Here is a 20,875-nt window from a genome sequence, read left to right as displayed (position 1 = left end):
CAATGTGGGAGCTGGCTTGTGTGGGAGCTGGCTTGCCTGCGATAGCATCCCCTCGGTTTAACTGACACACCGAAGCGTCTGCATCGCAGGCAAGCTCCCATATTGGATTGCGCTTGGCGCCAAACCTTACTTAATCTGCGCAAAACGCTCAATGACCGGTTGTTCACGGTGCTCTGCTTGCCAAAGATCGTAGGTACTTTGCATCGACAACCATAACCGCGCTTTGCTGATGCCTGCCCGCTCCAACCTCACGGCAAGGTCTGGGCTGACTGGCGCGTGACCATGCAGGATCCTGGAGAATGTTTCCCTGGCAAAGCCGAGCCGCCGGGCCATTTCGGTAATGGTGATGCCCAAGCTGGGCATCACATCCTCAAGCAGGATTTCGCCGGGATGTGGCGGGTTGTGCATACCCATGTACGTGCCCCTGTTCAATGGTAGTCAAGGTAATCAACCAGTTCGACGTGATCATCAAGCATACGAAAAATGATGCGCCAGTTACCGCTAATGCTGACGGAGCAGTAGTCGAGCAGATCGCCTTTGAGTCGATGAAAACGCCATCCTGGGAGATTCAATTCGCCCGGGTGTCCTGCGCTATCCAGAATCAGCAGTACACGACGCAAGCGTTTCGCATGACCCGCGTTGATGCCTTTGGTTGATCCTGTTTCATAAAAGCTCTGGAGCCCCTTGTGTTTCCAACTGACGATCATGGATGGATTGTGATGTGAGACATCACGCTCTGCAATGGCCTTGTATCGGGTTTTAGGGTCAGATTCATAATGTTCTGCTGGTGAGATGATTCAAATTCCAAAGGCTAGAGAGGTGCCATCCGAGCAACAACCCTAAAAACCTATAGGAATGATCGTGCGGCATGATGCCTTCAGATTTTTCCCGCACGTTTTCGCGCCGCCCATGAACTTGTCGCTCGCCGCCTTCGCGCCTAGGCTTGGTCGGTCATCGCAAAAAACGGTGACACGGACGTGCAAGTCCGGTTACATATCGGCGCACCAACGCCCATAGCCATTCAACGGGCGTTTTTATGCTTGCTGTGTTTGTTATGGCGGCTGTGCGTGGGAGACCTTCGGGTCTGCCGGGGTCCGATATGCCCGGTCTTGCACACCTGCGCACAGCTGCCACCCGATTTGCGTGCAAGCAAGCGGTGTCAGTCTCCTTCACATATCGGAGATGTTCACCATGATCAAACCCACCCCTAATCCGCCTACCTCATCCAGTATCTTCACCGTCAACCCGCACCAGAACACCGAAACCCTGCTGGTCAACGCCAGCGAAACCCTCGCCTCCCTCAACGCCCTGACCTGCGGCCTGACCTGCGGCCTGGCCTTTGAGCTGAACGGCGCCCAGCGCGGCGTACTCCTGGCCATCCAACAAATGACCGAACTGGGCCAACTGCTGGTCGAACGCGCGCTGGAGCAGATATCGCCTGCGGTCGCTGCGTAAAACTTGATCAGTCCCAGAAAGGGACCGTTCGTTCCCTTTTTGGGACTGATGCCTGCTCGGGTAAAGCCTCACGTAAACCCGCCGATAACCCGAGGAGTCTTTCGGTGGAAGCAACAACCCAATGTGGCTATTTGACGTATTTGCCCGGCTGTATAACCTCAACCCGTTTACCTTCGCTTTAATGATGTGGTTTGTGGTGCTGGTAATCACCGCCAGCGTGACGATGCAATACCCGACCAGGCGCGGCAAGCTCGTGGGGTTCGGGATCACGTCGGTGGGCGCGATGCTGATTCTGGGGTTTCTGCAACTGCTGACGCTCAGCGACACCGGCAAGGAAATCAAAGAGATCGTGACCAATTTTGTGGTCATGACCCTGGGAGGCCTGGGCTCGGGCCTGCTTGCGGTGGCGATCTCGGAAGGTCCGACCAAGGACGAAAGCGAGCAGGCACGCATCTTCGTCCGTGGCCTGGGCCTGACGATCTTTGAATATGTGTTTGTGTTTATTCTGGTGTGCGCCCTCAGCCTGTCGGTCGTCTGCCTGCCCTTGTGGTCTCTGGGCTGGCCGGTGATGACAGGATATGCAGTGACGAGCCTGCTGGTTGTGTTCCTGGGCGCCGCGTTGGGCTGTGCCATCGTCGCCTACCTGCGTAGGTTGAAGAAGTGGGAGCAGCGTGGTGCGTGCCTGTTGTTTGGATGGATGCTGCTGCTTGTGCCGATCTATGTGCAGGCGATTGCCGGGCTGGTGAGCTGGAGCCTGGCGGCGGTGCTGGGGTTTCATACTGTGGCAGGCATTGCCATGGGCTGGACCGTATGGCGCCAGCGTATGGAATGGTTGTAGGACCGTTACTCCAACCGTAACAGTCCACCACCGAGCTTGATTGATACCCCTGCGATTCACTCCTATGGTGAGCCCCACGACAGCGAACCCGTGGAGCGACCATGACAACAACCATAACCCCCGACTCGCGCTGGACGCGGCGCCGCGACGAGAAGCAGCGGCGGCTTGGGCTGGTCCAGGCGTTTGCCGACGGGGCCGTGCTGCCCAGCGACCGGATCGTCGAGGCCCTGCAAGCCCTGATCCTGCCCGGCGACCGTGTGGTGCTGGAAGGCAATAACCAGAAGCAGGCCGACTTTCTCTCGCGCTCCCTGGCCAAGGCCGACCCGGCCGTGCTCCACGACTTGCACATGATCATGCCCAGCGTCGGGCGCGCCGAGCACCTGGACCTGTTTGAAAAGGGCATCGCGCGCAAGCTCGATTTTTCGTTTGCTGGCACCCAATCCCTGCGCATCAGCCAGTTGCTCGAAGACGGCCTGCTGGAGGTCGGCGCGATCCACACCTACATCGAACTCTATGCACGGCTGGTGGTGGACCTGATCCCCAACGTGGTGCTGTCCGCCGGTTTTATGGCCGACCGCGCCGGCAATATCTACACCGGCCCCAGTACCGAAGACACCCCGGCGCTGATCGAGCCGGCGGCCTTCAGCGATGGCATCGTCATCGTGCAGGTCAACCAATTGGTGGACGACGTCAGCGACTTGCCCCGGGTGGATATCCCGGCCAGTTGGGTGGATTTCGTGGTGGTGGCCGACAAGCCTTTCTATATCGAACCGCTGTTCACCCGCGACCCCCGGCATATCAAGCCGGTGCATGTGTTGATGGCGATGATGGCGATCCGTGGCATCTACGAAAAACACAACGTGCAGTCGCTGAACCATGGCATTGGTTTCAATACCGCCGCGATTGAACTGATCCTGCCGACCTACGGTGAGTCCCTGGGCCTTAAAGGCAAGATCTGCCGCAACTGGACCCTCAACCCGCACCCCACGCTGATCCCCGCCATCGAAAGCGGCTGGGTTGAAAGCGTGCATTGTTTCGGCACCGAACTGGGCATGGAAAACTACATCGCCGCGCGCCCGGATGTGTTCTTCACCGGCCGCGACGGCTCGTTGCGTTCCAACCGGATGTTCTGCCAACTGGCGGGGCAATACGCGGTGGACCTGTTTATCGGCGCCACGTTGCAGGTGGATGGCGACGGTCATTCGTCCACCGTGACCCGTGGCCGGCTCGCCGGGTTTGGCGGCGCGCCGAACATGGGCCACGACCCACGCGGGCGCCGCCACGGCACCCCGGCCTGGCTCGATATGCGCCATGACGATGCCCCCGAAGCCCTGCTGGAGCGCGGCAAAAAACTCGTCGTGCAAATGGTCGAGACCTTCCAGGAGGGCGGCAAACCGACCTTCGTCGACACCCTCGACGCGGTGGAAGTGGCGCGCAAAAGCGGCATGCCCCTGGCGCCGATCATGATCTACGGCGACGACGTGACCCACTTGCTCACCGAAGAAGGCATTGCCTATCTATACAAGGCACGCTCCCTGGAAGAGCGCCAGGCGATGATCGCCGCAGTGGCCGGGGTGACCGCCATCGGCCTGCGCCACAACCCCAAGGACACCGCGCGCATGCGCCGCGAAGGCCTGATCGCCTGGCCCGAAGACCTCGGCATCCGCCGCACCGACGCCACCCGCGAACTGCTGGCGGCCAAAAGCGTGGCCGACCTGGTGGACTGGTCCGGTGGTCTGTACAACCCGCCCGCCAAGTTCAGGAGCTGGTAAATGCACGCACTCAAACGGCACACTCTGACCCTGGCCGAGCAACTGGCGGACCTGGCGGTCGATGCACTGATCGACGAAGCGGACCTGTCGCCCAAGCCGGCGCTGGTGGATCGGCGCGGCAATGGCGCCCATCACGATTTGCACCTGGGCCTGATGCACGCCTCGGCGCTGTCCTTGTGGCCGGCCTTCAAGGAAATGGCCGAAGCGGCGATTGCCCTGGGCGAGATCGGCCTGCCGCTGCGCGAAGCCCTGGGCCGGATCGGCCGCGAAGGCGAGCAGGCGATGCTCGCCACTACCCAGGGCGTGAATACCCACCGTGGTGCGATCTGGGCCCTTGGCCTGCTGGTGGCCGCCGCCGCGCTGGCGCCTGCTTCGCGCACGGCCAATGCGCTGACTTTAAGGGCTGCGCGCCTGGCCCTGCTCAATGACCGTTTTGCCCCGCAACCGTTGAGCCATGGCGCGCAGGTCGCGCAACGCTATGGCGTACGTGGCGCCCGCGAAGAGGCGCAACTGGGCTTCCCCGCGGTGTTGCAACGGGGCCTGCCGCAACTGCGCGCAAGCCGTTTGCAACAACACGGCGAGCAGAACGCGCGCCTCGATGCGCTGCTGGCGATCATGACCCAACTGGCCGACACCTGCGTGCTCTACCGCGCCGGCACCGATGGCTTGCAGGCCATGCAACGGGGCGCCCAGGCCGTGCTGGATGCGGGCGGCAGCGCGAGCCTGGCCGGGCGGCGTCGCCTCAATGAGCTGGACCAGCAACTGCTGGCGCTGAATGCCTCCCCCGGTGGCGCCGCCGACCTGTTGGCCGCCTGCCTGTTTATCGACCGCATCGAGTCTTGCGACGGAGCGTTTTGATGGAAACCCTATCCTTTGAATTCCCCGCCGGTCAGCCGCCCAAAGGCCGTGCGCTGGTGGGTTGCGTCGGTTCCGGCGACCTTGAAGTGCTGCTGGAGCCGGGCATGGCGGGCACCTTGAGCATCCAGGTGCACACCTCGGTCAATGGCGCCGAGCAACGCTGGCAGCATCTGTTCCAACGGATCTTCCAGGAGCAGACGCCACCGGCCTTGAACATCCAGATCCACGATTTTGGCGCCACCCCCGGCGTGGTGCGTTTGCGCCTGGAGCAAGGTTTCGAGGAGCTGGGTCATGACTGATTTACTCAATAGGCACAGCTTCGTCGAACTCGGCGCCCGCCAGCGGGCCAAGGCCTTGCTCGATGCCGGCAGCTACCGCGAACTGATCGACCCGTTCCAGCGTGTGATGTCGCCGTGGTTGAGCCGCCAGGGCGTGGTGCCGCAGGCTGACGATGGGGTGGTGATTGCCAAGGGCACGCTCGACGGCCTGGCGCTGGTGATTGCGGCCATCGAAGGCAACTTCCAGGGCGGCAGCCTGGGTGAAGTGGGCGGCGCGAAAATCGCCGGTGCCCTGGAACTGGCCGCCGAGGACAACCGCAATGGCATTCCCACGCGGGCTGTGTTGCTGCTGGAAACCGGCGGCGTGCGCTTGCAGGAAGCCAACCTCGGGCTGGCGGCGATTGCCGATATCCACGCGGCGATTGTCGACCTGCGCCAGTACCAGCCGGTGATCGGCGTGGTGGCCGGTAGCGTTGGCTGTTTTGGCGGCATGTCGATTGCCGCAGGCCTGTGCAGCTACCTGTTGGTGACCCGCGAAGCGCGCCTGGGCCTGAACGGTCCGCAAGTGATCGAGCAGGAAGCCGGCCTGGAAGAATACGACTCCCGCGACCGGCCCTTTATCTGGAGCCTGACCGGCGGCGAGCAGCGCTTCAACACGGGTTTGGCCGACCGCTATGTGGCGGACGATGTGGCGCAGATCCGCCAGCAGATCAGTGAACTGTTGCAGCAAGGTTTGCCGGCCTCGCAACGCAGCCGCCAGGCTGACTATTACCTGGCGCGCCTGGCTGCGCTGGACACCGAGCCGCAGATCGAGCCGGCCACGGTTCGCGACCTGTATCAGGGAGAACGCCCATGAGAGGCTTGCAGTGGTTCAACGCATTAAGCGCTGGCGCAGCGCCTGTGGCGGGTTTGCCGGCATCGTTGAAAGTCGCCGATGGCCTGCTCGGCGAGCAGGCCGTGCGCTTTATCGCGGTGGTGCCGGATGCCGCCAACCGCTTCCCCCGTGCTCGCCAGGGCGAAGTCGGCCTGCTGGAAGGCTGGGGCCTGGCCAAGGCGGTGGATGAAGCCATCGCCTGCGGCGATCAGCGCCCGATCATTGCCATCGTCGACGTGCCGAGCCAGGCCTATGGGCGCCGCGAAGAAGCCCTGGGCATTCATCAGGCCCTGGCGGCGGCAGCGGACAGTTATGCCCGTGCGCGCCTGGCCGGGCACCCGGTGATCGGGTTGCTGGTGGGCAAGGCCATGTCCGGGGCGTTTCTCGCCCATGGCTACCAGGCCAATCGTCTGATTGCCCTGCGCGACCCTGGGGTGATGGTGCACGCCATGGGCAAGGCCTCGGCGGCGCGAGTCACCCTGCGCAGCGTCGAAGAACTGGAAGCCCTGGCTGCCAGCGTGCCGCCCATGGCCTATGACATCGACAGCTATGCCAGCCTCGGCTTGCTCTGGGAAACCCTGACGGTCAGCCAGATTGAACAACCAACCGCCGCCGACCTGGCGCAGGTCAGGGATTGCCTGGTGCAGGCGATCGAGGAGGTGCAGAACAGCGGCGTGCGGGATTTGCGCGGGCGCCTGGGCGCCGCCAACCGTGCCGCGTCCAGCCATGTACGCCAGCTGCTGCGGGAACAATGGTGAACGCCCACGACTTGCTCTGGGGCATGACCCTGGCGCACCTGCCGGCTGACGCACCGGCCTGGGTACGGGCGGTGATCGCTGCGGGACACCCGGTGGTGGTGCGCCGGGCGCTGGCCGAACCGGGCTATGTGGCGGTGGGTGTGCGCGGGCGTTTGCGTGAGCAGCGTTTTGCGGCCGTGATGCCCCAGGCGATAGTGCAAAGGCGGGTGACGCCGGAGGCGCTGTGCGGGGTGATTTCGCCCCGGGATTTGCCGGCGTTGTGCGCCCTCGATCAACTGCGCCCGGTGCTGGCGTGCAAGGTTTGGGGGATTACCGGCAGCGCGGGTTTCGAGTTGGCCACGGGCATTGAGGCACTGCATGCCCAGAGCGACCTGGATTTGCTGCTGCGCACTCCCGAGCGTCTTGAGCGTGGCGAGGCCGAGGCTCTGCTGGCGATTCTGGACACCGCGCCGTGTGCCGTGGACCTGCAATTGCAAACCCCTTACGGCGCGGTCGCCTTGCGGGAATGGGCCGGCCCAGCGCGGCGGGTGCTGCTGAAAACCGCCAGCGGTGCGCAACTGGTCAGCGACCCTTGGCAGGCCGTGGCATGAGCAGCCTCCTGGTGTTTCCGGGGCAGGGCGCCCAACGCCCGGGCATGCTCCAGCAACTGCCCGCCAGCGTCCTCGATGAGGCCCGTGACGTGTTGGGCGAAGATGTACGCCAGCTCGATTCGGCGCAGGCCCTGGCCAGCACCCGCGCTGTGCAACTGTGCCTGCTGATCACCGGCGTGGCCCATGCCCGTCAGTTGCAACACACGCCGGACTACGTGGCGGGTCTGTCCATCGGCGCGTATCCGGCGGCGGTGATTGCCGGCGCCCTGGCGTTTGCCGATGCGCTGCGGCTGGTCAGCCTGCGCGGCGAGCTGATGCAGCGCGCTTATCCACAGGGCTATGGCATGACCGCGCTGATCGGCGTGGAGTTATCCACCGTCGAAAATGTGCTGGCCGAAGTCCATGGCCCCGATTCACCGGTGTACCTGGCCAATATCAATGCCGACAACCAGTGCGTGATTGCCGGCAGCGACGCAGCCATGCAACGGGTCGCGGATCGCGTCAAAGGCCAGGGCGTGGCTAAGCGCCTGGCCGTCAGCGTGCCGTCCCATTGCGCGTTGCTGGATACGCCTGCGCAAACACTGGCCGAGGCGTTCGCCAAGGTCACGCTCAAGGCGCCGGCCATCCCCTACCTGAGCAGCACCCGGGCGCGGCCAATTCGTGATCCCGCGCAGTTGCGCGACGACCTGGCGTCCAACATGTGTCGCCTCGTCGATTGGCGCGGCACTGTGCAAAGCGCTTATGAGCGCGGCGTGCGCCTGCATATCGAACTGCCCCCGGGTGCGGTCCTCACCGGCCTTGCGCGGCGGGTATTTGAGCAAGGCACGGTGATCGCCTTCGAGGGCGCGCGCCTGGACACCTTGCAGGCCTTGCTGGAACAGGAGGGCCGCCACCATCGATAAAGCATGACCTTGGCTGTCGAAGCACAAAAACAACAATTTCGATCAAGCATCAAGAGGACTACCAGCATGATTATTTACGGTGTGGCGTTTCTGGCCCTGTGTACCCTGGCAGGCCTGTTTGTCGGCGAGCTGCTGGGCCAATGGATGGGCATCCCGGCCAACGTCGGCGGGGTGGGGATCGCGATGTTGCTGCTGATCGGCCTGGGCAGCTACCTGGGCAAGCGTGGCCTGTTTACCGGCAAGTCGGAGCAGGGTGTGAGCTTCTGGGCGGCGGTGTATATCCCGATTGTGGTGGCCATGGCCGCCCAGCAAAACGTGTATGGCGCCATCAGTGGCGGCCCCATGGCGATCCTTGCCGGCACCTGCGCGGTGCTGGTGGCATTTGCCCTGGTGCCGGTGCTGGTACGCATCGGCAAGCGTGAGCCGGATGCGGTCGTCACTCCCAAGTCGGCAGGGTGAGCGCCATGTATGAATCCTTGATGAAAGTCATCACCGGCTACGGCCTGATCAGTGGTTTTGCGGTGATCGGCCTGACCATGTGGGTGTCCTATTGGATCAGCGACACCTTCACCAAAGGCCGCCTGCATGGCTCGGCCATCGCAATCCTGCTGGGGCTGGTGTTGTCCTATGTGGGCGGTGCGTTTACCGGCGGGGCCAAGGGCGTGGTGGATATCCCGCTGCTGTCGGGCATCGGCCTGCTGGGCGGGGCGATGCTGCGCGACTTTGCCATCGTCGCCACCGCGTTCGGGGTGAGTGTCGATGAGCTCAAGCGCGCCGGGTATGTGGGGGTGCTGGCATTGTTTGTCGGCGTCGGCTCGTCATTTATCGCCGGCGTCGGGGTGGCCATGGCGTTTGGTTATACCGATGCAGTGAGCCTGACCACCATCGGCGCCGGGGCTGTGACCTACATCGTCGGGCCAGTGACCGGCGCGGCGATTGGCGCCAGTTCCGAGGTGATGGCGCTGTCCATTGCGGCGGGGTTGATCAAGGCCATTTTGGTGATGGTCATGACCCCGTTCGTCGCGCCGCTGATCGGCCTGAATAGCCCGCGCAGTGCGGTGATCTTTGGCGGGTTGATGGGCACGTCCAGCGGTGTGGCGGGCGGGTTGGCGGCGACTGACCCGAAGCTGGTGCCTTATGGTTGCCTGACAGCGGCGTTTTATACGGCGCTGGGGTGTTTGTTGGGGCCTTCGTTGTTGTTTTTGGTGATGCGGGGGTTGGTGGGCTAGGGCGTAGATCGTTATTGAAAGATAGGGCCTGCGATGGCGGTTTCAAACCTGCCGATTGGCATACATCCGACACTCCGCCAACAACGCCAGCAAATTCGGATCGCGCTCCTTGGCTTTCAAGAACACCACGCCTATGTGCTGCTGCAACCGGTAGCGTGGCTGCAACGGGATCAGCTTGACCCGGTTCTCATACACCGCCGCAATCCTCCCCGGCAGCAGCGCATAGCCAACGCCCGAGCTGACCATGCTCAGCAGGGTAAAGATGTCGTTGACCTGCATCGCCACCTTCGGCTCGAAACCCGCCTGTTTGAACACCCGTGCGCCGTCCTGGTGGGTGGCGAAGCCTTGGGTCAGGGTGATGAAGGTGGCGTCGCGCACCTGGGCCAGGTCGATTTCCTGTTCGCGGTCCAGGGGCGAGTCGGCGGGGGTGGCGAGGAAGATGTCGTCGCAAAACAGCTGGATCTGCGCGCAGTCCGGCTCGACGGCCTGGTCGTCGAGGGAGATCAGGATCGCATCCACTTCCATGTTCTTGAGCTTGTACATCAGGTCGACGTTGGAGCCCAGGATCAGGTCGATATTCAGCTCGCTGCGCCTGATTTTCAGGCCCATGATCAGTTGCGGCACGGTCTTGACCGTCAGTGAATACAAGGCGCCGAGCTTGAAACGCTCGGCGGAGAAGCCAGCGGCTTCGCGGGTCAGGCGCACGCTGTCGACCACGTCCTGCACCAGCTTTTGCGCGCGTTCTTCGAGCACGTAGGCGCTTTCCAGCGGGGTGAGGTTGCGCCCTTCGTGCTTGAACAGCGGGCAGCGCAGGGCGTTTTCCAGGGAGTGGATGGCGCGGTGCACGCTGACATTGCTGGTGTGCAATTCGGCGGCGGCGCGGGCCAGGTTGCCGGTGCGCATGAAGGCCAGGAAGATTTCCAGTTTCTTGAGGGTGAATTCTTCGTCGATCAGCATGGCGGTGGCTCTTATTGGAATGCGCTCGATTGTGCCCTTAAAGCGCCGCAACCGTCATAACGGTCTTGCACTCTCGTCTGTCAGGCATGAGCCTTACGGGGACGTGCAGCCGTTTTGGAGGTGGATGAGGTATGTATCACGGCGAACGATTCAACGCCTGGAGCCATTTGCTCGGCGCCGTGGCAGCCTTTATCGGCGCGGTGTGGATGCTGGTGGTGGCGAGCCTGGACGGCAGCCCGTGGAAGATCGTCAGCGTGGCGATCTATGGTTTTACCCTGCTGGTGCTGTACAGCGCCTCGACGGTGTATCACAGCGTGCGCGGGCGCAAGAAAGCGATCATGCAGAAGGTCGACCACTTTTCGATCTACCTGCTGATCGCCGGCAGCTACACCCCGTTTTGCCTGGTGACCCTGAACGGGGCGTGGGGCTGGACGCTGTTCGGGATTGTCTGGGGGCTGGCGGTGATCGGCATCCTGCAGGAGATCAAGCCGCGCTCGGAGGCGCGGATTTTGTCGATTGTGATTTATGCGGTGATGGGCTGGATTGTGTTGGTGGCGGTCAAGCCGCTGATCGCGGCGCTGGGTACGCATGGGTTTATCTGGTTGGCGTCGGGTGGGGTGTTGTACACGGTGGGGATTATCTTTTTTGCCCTGGAGCACCGGTTAAGGCATTCCCATGGGATCTGGCACTTGTTTGTGATTGGCGGCAGCCTGCTGCATTTTGTGGCGATCATGCGCTATGTGCTCTGAAGCTGTAGGCGCTGGCTTGTGTGGGAGCTGGCTTGCCTGCGATCGCATCACTGCGGTGTAACTGATAAACCGAGGTGCCTGCATCGCAGGCAAGCCAGCTCCCACACAATCCAGCTCCCACATGGATTTTGTGGTGTTTTACAGGCGGTCCAACTGCTCTTGGGCACGACTGCCAAAGATCTCCAGCAGGCTCGCCAACATATGCGGCGGTGGCTCGTCGGCACGGGTCAGGGCATATAAGGTGATGGGCAGCGGCGGGGCCAGGGGGCGGATGCAGGTGCTGTCGGTGGAGGCGCCCAGCGCCGTGAAGGGGTCGATCACCGCCAGGCCGGCGCCGGATTCCACCATGGCGCGGGCCAGGGAATAGGTCTGTACCGAGATCCGCACCCTGGGCGGCGGCTCGACCGCTTCGAGGTAGCTGTCGAGCCGCGCTGAGAGTGGGTCGGCACTGGACAGGCCAATCAACGGCGCGCCCGCCAGGGCCATCAACGGCAAGGGTTTGCCCAGCTCCGCCGCCGGCCAGAAACCCCGTGGCGCCAGGGCCACCAGCACGCCGTGGGCCAATGCCTGGGCCTTGAGCCCGGGATGGTCCGGGGACTTGAGGGTCAGCGCCACATCCATCTCGCGCATCAGCAGGTTTTGCACCAGTTCGCGGCTGTGGGCGCTGGACAGTTCGCAGGCGATGTCCGGGTAGCGCTGGGTCCATTCGCCAATCGCCGGTGGCAACAACGACAAGGCCAGGGCCGGTGTGGCGCCGATGCGCAGGCTTTGGCCGGGTGCGCGCCGCAGGTTCTGGGCCAGGCGCCGCACGCCTTGCAGGCTTTCGCTGACCTTATCGACTTCACGTTCCAGAGCCAGGGCCTCCGGGGTTGGCTGCAGCTTGCCGCGTATGCGCAGGAACAGCGGGAAACCCAACTGCAGCTCGGCATGTTGCAGCACCTTGGTCACCGCCGGTTGTGAGACATGCAGCAACTGCGCGGCGGCGCTGACCGAGCCGGTCTGGCGAATGGCCTGGAAGATTTCGATATGACGCAAGCGCATGACGAGTCCATAACCTTTGTTTATAGGTGGCCCATCTTTATTCATTGTCCGGCGCCTGTCACCTGGCCCTAATCTTGGTGTTCATTACAACGCTCGGGAATCGACATGGCTCAGCAGGTTTGCATCATTGGCGGTGGGGTCATCGGTCTGGCGAGCGCCTATGCCCTGGTGCGCGCCGGCATGGACGTGACGGTGGTCGAAGCCCGCGACAGCCTGGGCAGCGAGACCAGTTTTGCCAATGGCGGCCAGTTGTCCTATCGCTACGTTGCGCCGCTGGCGGACAAAGGCGTGCCGTTGCAAGCCATTGGCTGGCTGTTGCGCGGCGACTCGCCGTTAAAGCTGCGCCCGCGCCTGGACCCGGCGCAATGGCGCTGGATGGCCGCGTTCCTCGGTGCCTGCCGGGCCTCCGTCAACAAGCGCAATGCTGGCCACTTGTTGCGCCTGGCCACCTTGAGCCAGGGCACCTTGCAGCAGTGGCGTGAAGAAGACGGGCTGGACGGCTTCGACTGGAAACGCAATGGCAAGCTGGTGACGTTTCGCAGCCACCACACCTTTGAACACGCTCGCAATAAGGTGCTTGATCGCCTGCAACAGCAAGTGCTGTCGGCGGCCGACTGCACACGCCTGGAGCCGACCCTGGGGGCCACGGATTTTGTCGGGGGCATCTACACACCCAATGAAGAAGTGGCGGATTGTCATGGCTTCTGTCAGCAATTGGCGGCACGCCTTACCGCGTCGGGCAGTTGCCGGTTTGTGCTGGGGCGCAAGGTCACGGGTATCCGCCAGGCCAACGGCACGGTGCAGGGGATTGAGTTGGGCGGCGAGGTGATGCCGGTGCAGCATCTGGTGCTGGCCGCTGGAGTCCGCAGCCCCGAGCTGGCCTTGCCGGGCATCGTGCTGCCGCTGTACCCGCTCAAGGGCTACAGCCTGAGCGTACCGATTGGCGCGCAGCACGCCGCGCCAAAAATCAGCATCACCGACTATGACCGCAAGATCGTCTATGCACGGATCGGCGAGCAATTGCGGGTGGCGGCGATGGTCGACATCGTCGGCTTTGATACCGGCCTTGAGCCCAAGCGCCTGGCCCTGATCAAGCGCCAGGCCAGTGAGACCTTCCCCCTGGCCGGCGACTACAGCCAGGCCATCGAATGGGCCGGCATGCGCCCGGCCACCCCCAGTGGCGTGCCGTTGATTGGCGCCAGTGTGTACCGCAACCTGTGGCTCAACCTTGGCCACGGCGCCCTGGGCTTTACCCTGGCCTGTGGCAGCGGCCAGCTGTTGGCGGAGTTGATCGGCCAGCACACCACTTCCATTGATATGCAGGGCCTTGCGCCCCGCGCCGCTTAGGACACTGCAATGACCATCACCCGGATCAACAGCAATAATCGCCTGTCGGGCGCCGTGACCTACCAGGAGCTGGTCTTCCTCTCCGGCCAGGTGCCGGGCGACGGCCAGGACGTGACCACCCAGACCCAAGAGGTGCTGACCAAAATTGATGCGCTGCTGGCCGAAGCCGGCAGCGACAAGGATCATCTGCTCAACGCGACCATTTACCTGAAGAATATCCAGGAGGGCTTTGCGCCGATGAATGATGTCTGGTCCGCCTGGCTCACGCCCGGCCAGGCACCGACCCGCACCACCCTGCAGGCGGAACTGGCACGCCCCGGTGTGCTGGTGGAAATCAGCGTTATCGCTGTACGCCGCCCATAACAAGAAAACCAACGGAGAATAACAATGCAAAAAATCACGTTGATCGGCACGGCCCTCGGGCTGTTACTGGCGGCCCAGGCCCAGGCCAATGAAGCGCCGCTGACAGGCACCCTGGCCAAGATCGCGAATGCCAAGAGCATCACCCTGGGCTATCGCGATGCGTCGGTGCCGTTTTCCTATGTCGGTGACCACACTGGCAAGCCCATGGGCTATTCGGTGGACCTGGCGAGCAAGATAGTCGAGCGCATCCAGCAGAAGACCGGCGTGCCCCAGCTCAACGTGAAGTACAACCTGGTCACCTCGCAGACGCGCATCCCGTTGGTGATCAACGGCACCGTGGACCTGGAGTGCGGCTCCACCGGGGTGACGGCCGAGCGGCAGAAGCAGGTGGCGTTTTCCTATGGCTTTATCTATGTGAAGGGCCAGTTGCTTACCGCCAACGACAGCGGCATCCAGCGCTTCGCCGACCTGCGCGGCAAGAACGTGGTGACCACCGCCGGCACCACCAACGAACGGTTCCTCAAGAGCTACAACCATGAGCACAAGCTGGATATGTCGGTGATCAGCGCCAAGGATCACGGCGAGGCGTTCCAGATGCTGCAGTCGGGCCGGGCCGTGGCGTTCTATATGGACGACGCATTGCTCTACGGCGAGCGCGCCAAGGCCCAAGACCCGCACAAGTGGGTGGTGGTGGGCGAGGAGCAGTCGCGGGAAATCTACAGCTGCATGGTGCGCAAGGACGACCCGCAGTTTCTGGCGGTGGTCAACGAGACCCTGGGCGAGCTGTACAGCTCGGGGGAAATCAACGGGATCTACCAGCGCTGGTTTGAACAGCCGATCCCGCCGAAGGGCTTGAACCTGGAATTCCCCATGACCAGCGAGCTGAAGGCGATTATTGCCAAGCCGGTGAGTGATCCGGTGGAATAAAACACCCAGCCTGTAGGAGCCGGCTTGCCGGCGATGATGCCCGCAAGTCTTGCGCAGGCCTTGATGCCGCCATCGCAGGCAAGCCAGCTCCTACAGTTTGATTGGGTTTGCAAGGTGGGGTTAGAAGTCGCCCCATAGCTGTTGTGCAACGGCCAGTGCCACCACCGGCGCGGTCTCGGTGCGCAACACCCGCGGCCCCAGCCGTGCGGCGTGGAAGCCTGCGCCTTGCGCGGTCTGGACTTCGCCATCGGTCAAGCCTCCCTCCGGGCCGATCAAAAACGCCAGGCTCGACGGTTTGGCATGGCTCACCAGTGGCTCGGCCACCGGGTGCAGCACCAGCTTCAAATCCGCTTCGGCCTGTTGCAACCAATCGGCCAGCAACAACGGTGGGTGAATCACCGGCACCGTGGAGCGCCCGCATTGCTCACAGGCGCTGATTGCGACCTGGCGCCAGTGCAGCAGGCGCTTGTCGGCGCGTTCGTCCTTGAGGCGTACTTCGCAACGCTCGCTGAAGATCGGCGTGATGGCGTTGACCCCAAGCTCGGTGGCTTTCTGGATGGCCCAGTCCATACGCTCGCCCCGGGACAGGCCCTGGCCCAGATGAATGTGCAGCGGTGATTCGACCTGGCCGGCGAAGGCTTCGGTGAGTTGCACCGTCACGCGTTTTTTCCCGACTTCCAGCAGGCTGCCGCGAAATTCCTGGCCAGAACCGTCGAACAGTTGCACGGCATCGCCTTCATTCATGCGCAGCACGCGGCTGATGTAGTGCGCCTGGGCCTCGGGCAACTCGTGGTCGCCAAGGCTCAACGGGGTATCGGTGAAAAAGCGGGACAGTCTCATTTCTGTTCTCGGGAAAATGCAAAACCTGTGGGAGCCGGGCTTGCCCGCGATGCGGCAGGCCAGGCGCCAGATTAATAGGCTGGGTTCAATCAGCCGGGGTCGCGAAAGCCTGGGTGGAAGTCCTTGGGTACGGCCACGCTGACTGTGCTGTTGGTGGCGATATCAATGCCTTCAGTGGCCACTTCGGCCAAAAAGTCGATCTGCTCCGGGGTGATCACATACGGCGGCAGGAAATACACCACGCTGCCCAGGGGCCGCAACAACGCGCCGCGCTCCAGGGCGTGCTCGAACACTTTCAGGCCACGCCGTTCCTGCCACGGGTAGGCGGCCTTGGTGGCCTTGTCCTGCACCATCTCGATGGCCAGCACCATGCCAGTCTGGCGCACTTCCGACACATGGGGATGGTCCACCAGGTGTGCGGTGGCGGTGGCCATGCGCTGGGCCAGGGCCTTGTTGTGTTCGATGACGTTGTCTTCTTCAAAGATATCCAGGGTCGCCAGGGCCGCCGCACACGCCAGCGGGTTGCCGGTGTAGCTGTGGGAATGCAGGAAGGCGCGCAGGGTCGGGTAGTCGTCGTAGAAGGCGCTGTACACATCTTCGGTGGTGACCACGGCGGCCAGGGGCAGGTAGCCGCCGGTCAGGGCCTTGGACAGGCACAGGAAGTCCGGGCGGATACCCGCCTGTTCACAGGCGAACATGCTGCCGGTGCGGCCGAAGCCCACGGCGATTTCGTCGTGGATCAGGTGCACGCCATACCGGTCGCAGGCTTCGCGCAGCAGCTTGAGGTACACCGGGTGATACATGCGCATGCCACCGGCGCCCTGGATCAGCGGCTCGACGATCACGGCGGCGACGCTGGCGTGGTTATCCGCCAGGGTCTGTTCCATGGCCTGGAACATGTTGCGCGAATGTTCTTCCCAACTCATGCCATCGGGGCGCAGGTAGCAGTCCGGGCTTGGCACCTTGAGGGTGTCCAGCAGCAAGGCCTTGTAGGTCTCGGTGAACAGCGGCACATCGCCAACCGACATCGCGGCGATGGTTTCGCCGTGGTAGCTGTTGGTCAGGGTGACAAAGCGCTTTTTATTCGGCTGGCCGCGGTTGAGCCAATAGTGAAAGCTCATTTTCAGCGCGACTTCGATGCACGATGAGCCATTGTCGGCGTAGAAGCAGCGGGTCAGGCCTTCGGGGGTGAGCTTGACCAGGCGCTCGGACAGCTCGATCACCGGCTGGTGGCTGAAGCCGGCGAGGATCACGTGCTCCAGTTGGTCCACCTGATCCTTGATACGCTGGTTGATACGCGGGTTGGCGTGGCCGAACACGTTGACCCACCAGGAGCTGACAGCATCGAGGTAGCGCTTGCCTTCAAAGTCTTCCAGCCACACGCCTTCACCGCGCTTGATTGGCACCAGCGGCAGCTGCTGGTGGTCTTTCATCTGGGTGCAGGGATGCCACAGCACCGCCAGGTCGCGTTGCATCCACTGGTTATTCAAGCCCATCTTTTCGTCTCCTCGAAGCGCTGCCGTGACCCGCGCAGGCAAAACAATCGCGCAAGCCTATGCAATGGCGGGCGGTGTCACAACCCAATTGAGCGTTTGTAGGATAATTCGCGATAAATGCAGGACGGTCTGTCACGTATCTTAGGAATAGTCGTTAATCCATCGTTAACTTAATCTGTGTACTCTTTAAGATCGTTTTTTTCGATGTTTCATAGCGAAATTTTCCGCTTTATATCGATAAGTAAAACGCTAGTCTTGAGCACGGCTCTTACGGGATTTGGTTAATGCAACTACGAAACTCATCGACCCGCTACGGCTGGGTCAGCATTGTGATTCATTGGGGCGTGGCACTGGTGGTGTTCGGTCTGTTTGCGCTGGGCTTGTGGATGGTCGGTCTCGACTATTACAGCGCCTGGCGTAAAGACGCGCCGGATTTGCACAAAAGCATTGGCCTTACGTTGTTTGCGGTCATGTTGGTGCGCATTGTCTGGCGCCTGCTCAGCCCGCCGCCGCCAGCGTTGGCCAGCTATAGCCGTCTGACTCGTATCGGTGCCGCATTCGGCCACGGGTTCCTGTATCTGGGGCTGTTTGCGGTGATGATTGCCGGCTATCTGATTTCCACCGCAGACGGTGTCGGGATCCCGGTGTTTGGTTTGTTTGAAATTCCTGCCGTGGTTTCCGGTCTACCGGACCAGGCAGATGTAGCCGGGCTGGTGCATTTGTACCTGGCCTGGGTGCTGGTGGTCTTTGCCGGCCTGCATGGCGTGGCTGCCTTGAAACACCACTTCATTGATCGTGATGCAACCCTGGTCCGTATGCTGGGGCGCAAAGCCTGATGTTCAACCTCGACTCACAAGGAATAGAAAGCATGTTGAAAAAAACTCTCGCCGCTCTGGCAATTGGTTCTGCCCTGCTGTCTGCTGGTTCGGCGATGGCGGCTGACTACGTGATCGACAAAGAAGGCCAGCACGCCTTCGTCGATTTCAAGATCAGCCACTTGGGCTACAGCTTCATCACCGGTACTTTCAAGGACCTGGACGGCAAGTTCAGCTTTGACGCTGCCAAGCCTGAAGATGCCAAGATCGAAGTGAATGTGCGCACCGCCAGTATCTTCAGCAACCATGCCGAGCGCGACAAGCACGTTAACAGCAAGGACTTCCTGGAGTCGGGCAAATTCCCGGATGCCAAGTTTGTCTCCACCAGCGTCAAGCCAACCGGCAAGAATGCCGATGGCAAGCTGACTGCCGATGTCACTGGCGACCTGACTTTCCACGGGGTCACCAAGCCAATCGTGGTCAAGGCTACGTTCCTGGGTGAAGGCAAGGATCCATGGGGTGGCTACCGTGCCGGCTTTGAAGGCACCACCAGCATCAGCCGCAAAGAGTTCAACAAGGATGGTATGGATGTAGGTCCACAGTCCGACAAGGTTGAGCTGTACATCACCTTTGAAGGTGTAAAAGCGAAGTAATGCTTTGTCTGTAGGAGCGAGCAAGCTTGCTCCTACAGTAGTTTGAAGGCATAAAAAAACGCCCCGTATCGCAAGATACGGGGCGTTTTTTATGCCAGCAACTTAGCGGTTGCGGGTCAGCAACGCTGGTTTTTCACCACGAGGGCGGCCTGGCAGTTGATCCAACTGCTCAGGTGTCGGGAAGCGATCGCTTTTCGACTCCTTGTGGATGATCTTCGGCGTGGTGCCGCTGCGCGGGTTCTGCACGGCTGGCTCGGAGGAGCGTGGCTGCTCATCACGGGCGGGGCGGCGGTTGCGCGACTCTTCGCGACGGGCCTGGCCGTCACGTGGTGCGCCGTTACGCGGACCATTGCGCTTGGCCGGTGGGGTGCCGGTGGTGGCGCCGTTGCTGCTGCGCGGAGCGTTCTGGCGACCCTGTGGCTGGCCGCCGGTGCGCGGAGCACCTGCACCCGGTGCCGGGGCACCCGGGCGACGACCACGACCCTGGGCCGGTTTGGCCTGGGGCACGTAGTCTACGCGGTTACCGAAGTTATCCACGTCATCGTCGAGGAACTCATCCGGTGCGCGGTCGGCTGCGGCGCGTGGCGGCTGGCTCGGCTGGCGCTGTTCACGGGCCGGGGTGCCTTCGCGGGGCTTCTGCTCACGGGCTGGGCGTTCGCCACGGCCGTTGGTGGGCGCCTTGTCCTTGCCGCCCTTGTCCTTGCCTTTGTCGCGACGACCACCGCCACCACCACCGCCGTTCGGGCCATCGCCCTTGGGACCGCGTGGGTTGCGTGGGTTACGCACGTCCGGGCGCTCGCGCACTTCCGGTTTCTCGGCTTCCACGGTGCTGGCATCGAAGCCCATCAGGTCGCCGTCGGCGATTTTCTGCTTGGTCATGCGCTCGATGCTTTTCAGCAGTTTTTCTTCATCCGGGGCGACCAGGGAAATGGCCTCGCCCGAACGACCGGCCCGGCCCGTACGGCCGATACGGTGCACGTAGTCTTCATCGACGTTTGGCAGCTCGAAGTTGACCACGTGCGGCAGTTGGTCGATATCCAGGCCACGGGCGGCGATATCGGTGGCGACCAGGATCCGTACGGAGCCGGCCTTGAAGTCGGCCAGGGCCTTGGTCCGCGCGTTCTGGCTCTTGTTGCCGTGGATGGCGACGGCGGTCAGGCCGTGCTTGTCCAGGTATTCGGCCAGGCGGTTGGCGCCGTGCTTGGTGCGGGTGAACACCAGGACCTGTTCCCAGGCACCGGCGGTGATCAGGTGGGCCAGCAGCGAACGCTTGTGGCTGGCAGGCAGGCGGAACACCCGTTGCTCGATACGCTCGACCGTGGTGTTGGGCGGCGTGACTTCGATGCGCTCGGGGTTGTGCAGCAGCTTGCCGGCCAGGGCGGTGATGTCGTTGGAGAACGTTGCCGAGAACAGCAGGTTCTGGCGTTTGGCCGGCAGGCGCGCGAGGACTTTCTTCACGTCATGCACAAAGCCCATGTCGAGCATGCGGTCGGCTTCGTCCAGCACGAGGATTTCCACGTGGGACAGATCGACGCTGCCTTGGCCGCACAGGTCGAGCAAGCGACCTGGGCAGGCGACCAGCACGTCAACCCCGCGGGACATGGCCTGAACCTGAGGGTTCATGCCGACGCCGCCGAAGATGCAGGCGCTGACGAACTTCAGGTCGCGGGCATAGAGCTTGAAGCTGTCATGCACTTGTGCGGCGAGTTCGCGGGTGGGGGTCAGGACCAGTACGCGGGGTTGGCGCGGGCCGTGACGTTGGGATTTGTCCGGGTGACCGTTGGGGAACAACCGCTCCAGAATCGGGAGGGCGAAGCCGCCGGTTTTACCAGTACCTGTCTGAGCCGCGACCATCAGGTCGCGACCTTGCAACACGGCGGGAATAGCCCGCTGTTGCACCGGAGTAGGCTCGGTATAGCCCGCTGCCTCGATGGCGCGGACTAAAGCCTCGGAGAGACCGAGGGAAGCAAAGGACATGAGTAATCCTGTTTGTAGTTAGGGCTTGGCCCAAAGGGATAATCTTGCCGGGCGCGAATCGCGTTTAGAGGAACGCAACCCCGTCCGGTCCTGCTGGGGCTGGCACGCACTCCAACAGCTCGCGCGGGCTGCAAAGCTGCGCAGTAGCGGGGTTGG

24 protein-coding genes are annotated in these 20,875 nt (G+C 62.6%); 17 read left to right on the top strand and 7 right to left on the bottom strand.

From position 1 onward, the window contains the following. Window positions 1–126: 126 nt before the first annotated feature. Entirely contained in the window at window positions 127–414 is a 288-nt protein-coding gene (locus tag AC07W7_RS23645; protein WP_099168625.1) for a HigA family addiction module antitoxin, read from the bottom strand. Between the two features lie 14 nt (window positions 415–428). Beyond that, on the bottom strand, window positions 429–707 hold the full coding sequence (locus AC07W7_RS23640) for a type II toxin-antitoxin system RelE/ParE family toxin (protein WP_076963173.1): 279 nt from the start codon (window positions 705–707) through the stop codon (window positions 429–431). A gap of 484 nt (window positions 708–1,191) precedes the next feature. Between AC07W7_RS23640 and AC07W7_RS23635 the strand changes: the two genes are divergently transcribed. The 11 genes from AC07W7_RS23635 to madM all read left to right on the top strand — a co-directional run bounded on the left by AC07W7_RS23635 (window position 1,192) and on the right by madM (window position 9,554). Further along, a complete protein-coding gene (locus tag AC07W7_RS23635) occupies window positions 1,192–1,455 on the top strand; it encodes a DUF6124 family protein (protein ID WP_495040226.1) in 264 nt (87 codons plus the stop codon). A gap of 121 nt (window positions 1,456–1,576) precedes the next feature. Beyond that, on the top strand, window positions 1,577–2,293 hold the full coding sequence (locus tag AC07W7_RS23630; protein WP_495040225.1) for a hypothetical protein: 717 nt from the start codon (window positions 1,577–1,579) through the stop codon (window positions 2,291–2,293). A gap of 101 nt (window positions 2,294–2,394) precedes the next feature. Next, the gene (gene mdcA / locus AC07W7_RS23625) at window positions 2,395–4,065 is read left to right on the top strand and encodes a malonate decarboxylase subunit alpha (RefSeq protein ID WP_197883269.1); all 1,671 of its coding nucleotides are present in this window, start codon (window positions 2,395–2,397) and stop codon (window positions 4,063–4,065) included. Beyond that, window positions 4,066–4,923, top strand: coding sequence for a triphosphoribosyl-dephospho-CoA synthase (locus AC07W7_RS23620; protein ID WP_495040224.1), 858 nt, complete (start codon window positions 4,066–4,068; stop codon window positions 4,921–4,923). Beyond that, window positions 4,923–5,222: a malonate decarboxylase subunit delta gene (locus AC07W7_RS23615; protein ID WP_495040223.1), complete on the top strand. Its 300-nt coding sequence runs from the start codon at window positions 4,923–4,925 to the stop codon at window positions 5,220–5,222. Before AC07W7_RS23620 ends, AC07W7_RS23615 begins: the two co-directional genes overlap by 1 nt. Further along, the gene (locus tag AC07W7_RS23610; protein ID WP_076963178.1) at window positions 5,215–6,057 is read left to right on the top strand and encodes a biotin-independent malonate decarboxylase subunit beta; all 843 of its coding nucleotides are present in this window, start codon (window positions 5,215–5,217) and stop codon (window positions 6,055–6,057) included. The genes AC07W7_RS23615 and AC07W7_RS23610 overlap by 8 nt, the downstream gene beginning before the upstream one ends. Next, window positions 6,054–6,833 (top strand): biotin-independent malonate decarboxylase subunit gamma, encoded by a 780-nt coding sequence (gene mdcE / locus AC07W7_RS23605; RefSeq protein ID WP_495040222.1) that lies wholly within the window; start codon window positions 6,054–6,056, stop codon window positions 6,831–6,833. The genes AC07W7_RS23610 and mdcE overlap by 4 nt, the downstream gene beginning before the upstream one ends. Continuing rightward, window positions 6,827–7,423, top strand: a complete 597-nt coding sequence (locus AC07W7_RS23600) for a malonate decarboxylase holo-ACP synthase (protein WP_495040221.1) — start codon at window positions 6,827–6,829, stop codon at window positions 7,421–7,423. The genes mdcE and AC07W7_RS23600 overlap by 7 nt, the downstream gene beginning before the upstream one ends. After that, complete coding sequence (gene mdcH, locus AC07W7_RS23595) at window positions 7,420–8,325, top strand: malonate decarboxylase subunit epsilon (RefSeq protein WP_495040220.1); 906 nt, start codon at window positions 7,420–7,422, stop codon at window positions 8,323–8,325. Before AC07W7_RS23600 ends, mdcH begins: the two co-directional genes overlap by 4 nt. A 66-nt stretch (window positions 8,326–8,391) precedes the next feature. Then, a complete protein-coding gene (gene madL, locus AC07W7_RS23590; protein WP_076963182.1) occupies window positions 8,392–8,784 on the top strand; it encodes a malonate transporter subunit MadL in 393 nt (130 codons plus the stop codon). Between the two features lie 5 nt (window positions 8,785–8,789). Further along, window positions 8,790–9,554 carry a malonate transporter subunit MadM gene (madM, locus tag AC07W7_RS23585; protein WP_495040219.1) on the top strand — a complete coding sequence of 255 codons (765 nt, stop codon included), beginning with the start codon at window positions 8,790–8,792 and terminating at the stop codon, window positions 9,552–9,554. A 42-nt stretch (window positions 9,555–9,596) separates the two neighbouring features. On the opposite strand, the gene AC07W7_RS23580 is transcribed toward madM, so the two are convergent. Continuing rightward, on the bottom strand, window positions 9,597–10,511 hold the full coding sequence (locus AC07W7_RS23580; protein ID WP_076963184.1) for a LysR family transcriptional regulator: 915 nt from the start codon (window positions 10,509–10,511) through the stop codon (window positions 9,597–9,599). Between the two features lie 131 nt (window positions 10,512–10,642). Here AC07W7_RS23580 and trhA point away from each other — a divergent pair, with 131 nt between their 5' ends. Next, window positions 10,643–11,260, top strand: a complete 618-nt coding sequence (gene trhA, locus AC07W7_RS23575) for a PAQR family membrane homeostasis protein TrhA (protein WP_076963185.1) — start codon at window positions 10,643–10,645, stop codon at window positions 11,258–11,260. 138 nt (window positions 11,261–11,398) lie between these two features. Here the strand turns inward: trhA and AC07W7_RS23570 are convergent, their stop codons facing one another. Continuing rightward, the gene (locus AC07W7_RS23570) at window positions 11,399–12,301 is read right to left on the bottom strand and encodes a LysR family transcriptional regulator (protein WP_057960866.1); all 903 of its coding nucleotides are present in this window, start codon (window positions 12,299–12,301) and stop codon (window positions 11,399–11,401) included. Between the two features lie 105 nt (window positions 12,302–12,406). Here AC07W7_RS23570 and AC07W7_RS23565 point away from each other — a divergent pair, with 105 nt between their 5' ends. From AC07W7_RS23565 to AC07W7_RS23555, 3 genes are read left to right on the top strand one after another with little or no spacing between them, the layout of a single operon-like run. Next, a complete protein-coding gene (locus AC07W7_RS23565; RefSeq protein ID WP_495040218.1) occupies window positions 12,407–13,648 on the top strand; it encodes a D-amino acid dehydrogenase in 1,242 nt (413 codons plus the stop codon). Between the two features lie 9 nt (window positions 13,649–13,657). Beyond that, the gene (locus tag AC07W7_RS23560) at window positions 13,658–14,011 is read left to right on the top strand and encodes a RidA family protein (protein ID WP_495040217.1); all 354 of its coding nucleotides are present in this window, start codon (window positions 13,658–13,660) and stop codon (window positions 14,009–14,011) included. Between the two features lie 24 nt (window positions 14,012–14,035). After that, entirely contained in the window at window positions 14,036–14,938 is a 903-nt protein-coding gene (locus AC07W7_RS23555; protein ID WP_076963188.1) for a transporter substrate-binding domain-containing protein, read from the top strand. Window positions 14,939–15,058: 120 nt separating this feature from the next. On the opposite strand, the gene AC07W7_RS23550 is transcribed toward AC07W7_RS23555, so the two are convergent. Beyond that, entirely contained in the window at window positions 15,059–15,778 is a 720-nt protein-coding gene (locus AC07W7_RS23550; protein WP_169900925.1) for a 16S rRNA (uracil(1498)-N(3))-methyltransferase, read from the bottom strand. Between the two features lie 89 nt (window positions 15,779–15,867). Continuing rightward, window positions 15,868–17,274 (bottom strand): adenosylmethionine--8-amino-7-oxononanoate transaminase, encoded by a 1,407-nt coding sequence (locus AC07W7_RS23545; protein WP_169900926.1) that lies wholly within the window; start codon window positions 17,272–17,274, stop codon window positions 15,868–15,870. A 284-nt stretch (window positions 17,275–17,558) separates the two neighbouring features. Here AC07W7_RS23545 and AC07W7_RS23540 point away from each other — a divergent pair, with 284 nt between their 5' ends. Both AC07W7_RS23540 and AC07W7_RS23535 read left to right on the top strand, forming a co-directional pair. Then, window positions 17,559–18,110 carry a cytochrome b gene (locus AC07W7_RS23540; protein WP_076963191.1) on the top strand — a complete coding sequence of 184 codons (552 nt, stop codon included), beginning with the start codon at window positions 17,559–17,561 and terminating at the stop codon, window positions 18,108–18,110. A 32-nt stretch (window positions 18,111–18,142) separates the two neighbouring features. After that, complete coding sequence (locus AC07W7_RS23535; protein ID WP_076963192.1) at window positions 18,143–18,742, top strand: YceI family protein; 600 nt, start codon at window positions 18,143–18,145, stop codon at window positions 18,740–18,742. 102 nt (window positions 18,743–18,844) lie between these two features. Here AC07W7_RS23535 and rhlE2 read toward each other — a convergent pair whose 3' ends face one another. Beyond that, a complete protein-coding gene (gene rhlE2, locus AC07W7_RS23530; RefSeq protein WP_076963193.1) occupies window positions 18,845–20,719 on the bottom strand; it encodes an RNA helicase RhlE2 in 1,875 nt (624 codons plus the stop codon). Window positions 20,720–20,875 lie beyond the last annotated feature (156 nt).

The sequence above is a fragment of the Pseudomonas sp. GW821-FHT01D09 genome (assembly GCF_059422465.1).
The sequence above is the reverse complement of the archived record's forward strand: the minus strand, read 5'-3'. Positions and strand labels throughout refer to the sequence as shown.

What these genes read in the sequence shown, in the direction of transcription:
- AC07W7_RS23615 (WP_495040223.1), top strand. Translation starts at nt 4,923, where the DNA reads ATGGAAACCCTATCCTTTGAATTCCCCGCCGGTCAGCCGCCCAAAGGC.
- trhA (WP_076963185.1), top strand. Translation starts at nt 10,643, where the DNA reads ATGTATCACGGCGAACGATTCAACGCCTGGAGCCATTTGCTCGGCGCC.
- AC07W7_RS23645 (WP_099168625.1), bottom strand. Translation starts at nt 414, where the DNA reads ATGGGTATGCACAACCCGCCACATCCCGGCGAAATCCTGCTTGAGGAT.
- mdcH (WP_495040220.1), top strand. Translation starts at nt 7,420, where the DNA reads ATGAGCAGCCTCCTGGTGTTTCCGGGGCAGGGCGCCCAACGCCCGGGC.
- madL (WP_076963182.1), top strand. Translation starts at nt 8,392, where the DNA reads ATGATTATTTACGGTGTGGCGTTTCTGGCCCTGTGTACCCTGGCAGGC.
- AC07W7_RS23550 (WP_169900925.1), bottom strand. Translation starts at nt 15,778, where the DNA reads ATGAGACTGTCCCGCTTTTTCACCGATACCCCGTTGAGCCTTGGCGAC.
- rhlE2 (WP_076963193.1), bottom strand. Translation starts at nt 20,719, where the DNA reads ATGTCCTTTGCTTCCCTCGGTCTCTCCGAGGCTTTAGTCCGCGCCATC.
- mdcE (WP_495040222.1), top strand. Translation starts at nt 6,054, where the DNA reads ATGAGAGGCTTGCAGTGGTTCAACGCATTAAGCGCTGGCGCAGCGCCT.
- AC07W7_RS23565 (WP_495040218.1), top strand. Translation starts at nt 12,407, where the DNA reads ATGGCTCAGCAGGTTTGCATCATTGGCGGTGGGGTCATCGGTCTGGCG.
- AC07W7_RS23560 (WP_495040217.1), top strand. Translation starts at nt 13,658, where the DNA reads ATGACCATCACCCGGATCAACAGCAATAATCGCCTGTCGGGCGCCGTG.
- mdcA (WP_197883269.1), top strand. Translation starts at nt 2,395, where the DNA reads ATGACAACAACCATAACCCCCGACTCGCGCTGGACGCGGCGCCGCGAC.
- AC07W7_RS23545 (WP_169900926.1), bottom strand. Translation starts at nt 17,274, where the DNA reads ATGGGCTTGAATAACCAGTGGATGCAACGCGACCTGGCGGTGCTGTGG.
- AC07W7_RS23540 (WP_076963191.1), top strand. Translation starts at nt 17,559, where the DNA reads ATGCAACTACGAAACTCATCGACCCGCTACGGCTGGGTCAGCATTGTG.
- AC07W7_RS23610 (WP_076963178.1), top strand. Translation starts at nt 5,215, where the DNA reads ATGACTGATTTACTCAATAGGCACAGCTTCGTCGAACTCGGCGCCCGC.
- AC07W7_RS23600 (WP_495040221.1), top strand. Translation starts at nt 6,827, where the DNA reads ATGGTGAACGCCCACGACTTGCTCTGGGGCATGACCCTGGCGCACCTG.
- AC07W7_RS23580 (WP_076963184.1), bottom strand. Translation starts at nt 10,511, where the DNA reads ATGCTGATCGACGAAGAATTCACCCTCAAGAAACTGGAAATCTTCCTG.
- AC07W7_RS23535 (WP_076963192.1), top strand. Translation starts at nt 18,143, where the DNA reads ATGTTGAAAAAAACTCTCGCCGCTCTGGCAATTGGTTCTGCCCTGCTG.
- AC07W7_RS23620 (WP_495040224.1), top strand. Translation starts at nt 4,066, where the DNA reads ATGCACGCACTCAAACGGCACACTCTGACCCTGGCCGAGCAACTGGCG.
- AC07W7_RS23635 (WP_495040226.1), top strand. Translation starts at nt 1,192, where the DNA reads ATGATCAAACCCACCCCTAATCCGCCTACCTCATCCAGTATCTTCACC.
- AC07W7_RS23555 (WP_076963188.1), top strand. Translation starts at nt 14,036, where the DNA reads ATGCAAAAAATCACGTTGATCGGCACGGCCCTCGGGCTGTTACTGGCG.
- AC07W7_RS23630 (WP_495040225.1), top strand. Translation starts at nt 1,577, where the DNA reads ATGTGGCTATTTGACGTATTTGCCCGGCTGTATAACCTCAACCCGTTT.
- madM (WP_495040219.1), top strand. Translation starts at nt 8,790, where the DNA reads ATGTATGAATCCTTGATGAAAGTCATCACCGGCTACGGCCTGATCAGT.
- AC07W7_RS23570 (WP_057960866.1), bottom strand. Translation starts at nt 12,301, where the DNA reads ATGCGCTTGCGTCATATCGAAATCTTCCAGGCCATTCGCCAGACCGGC.
- AC07W7_RS23640 (WP_076963173.1), bottom strand. Translation starts at nt 707, where the DNA reads ATGATCGTCAGTTGGAAACACAAGGGGCTCCAGAGCTTTTATGAAACA.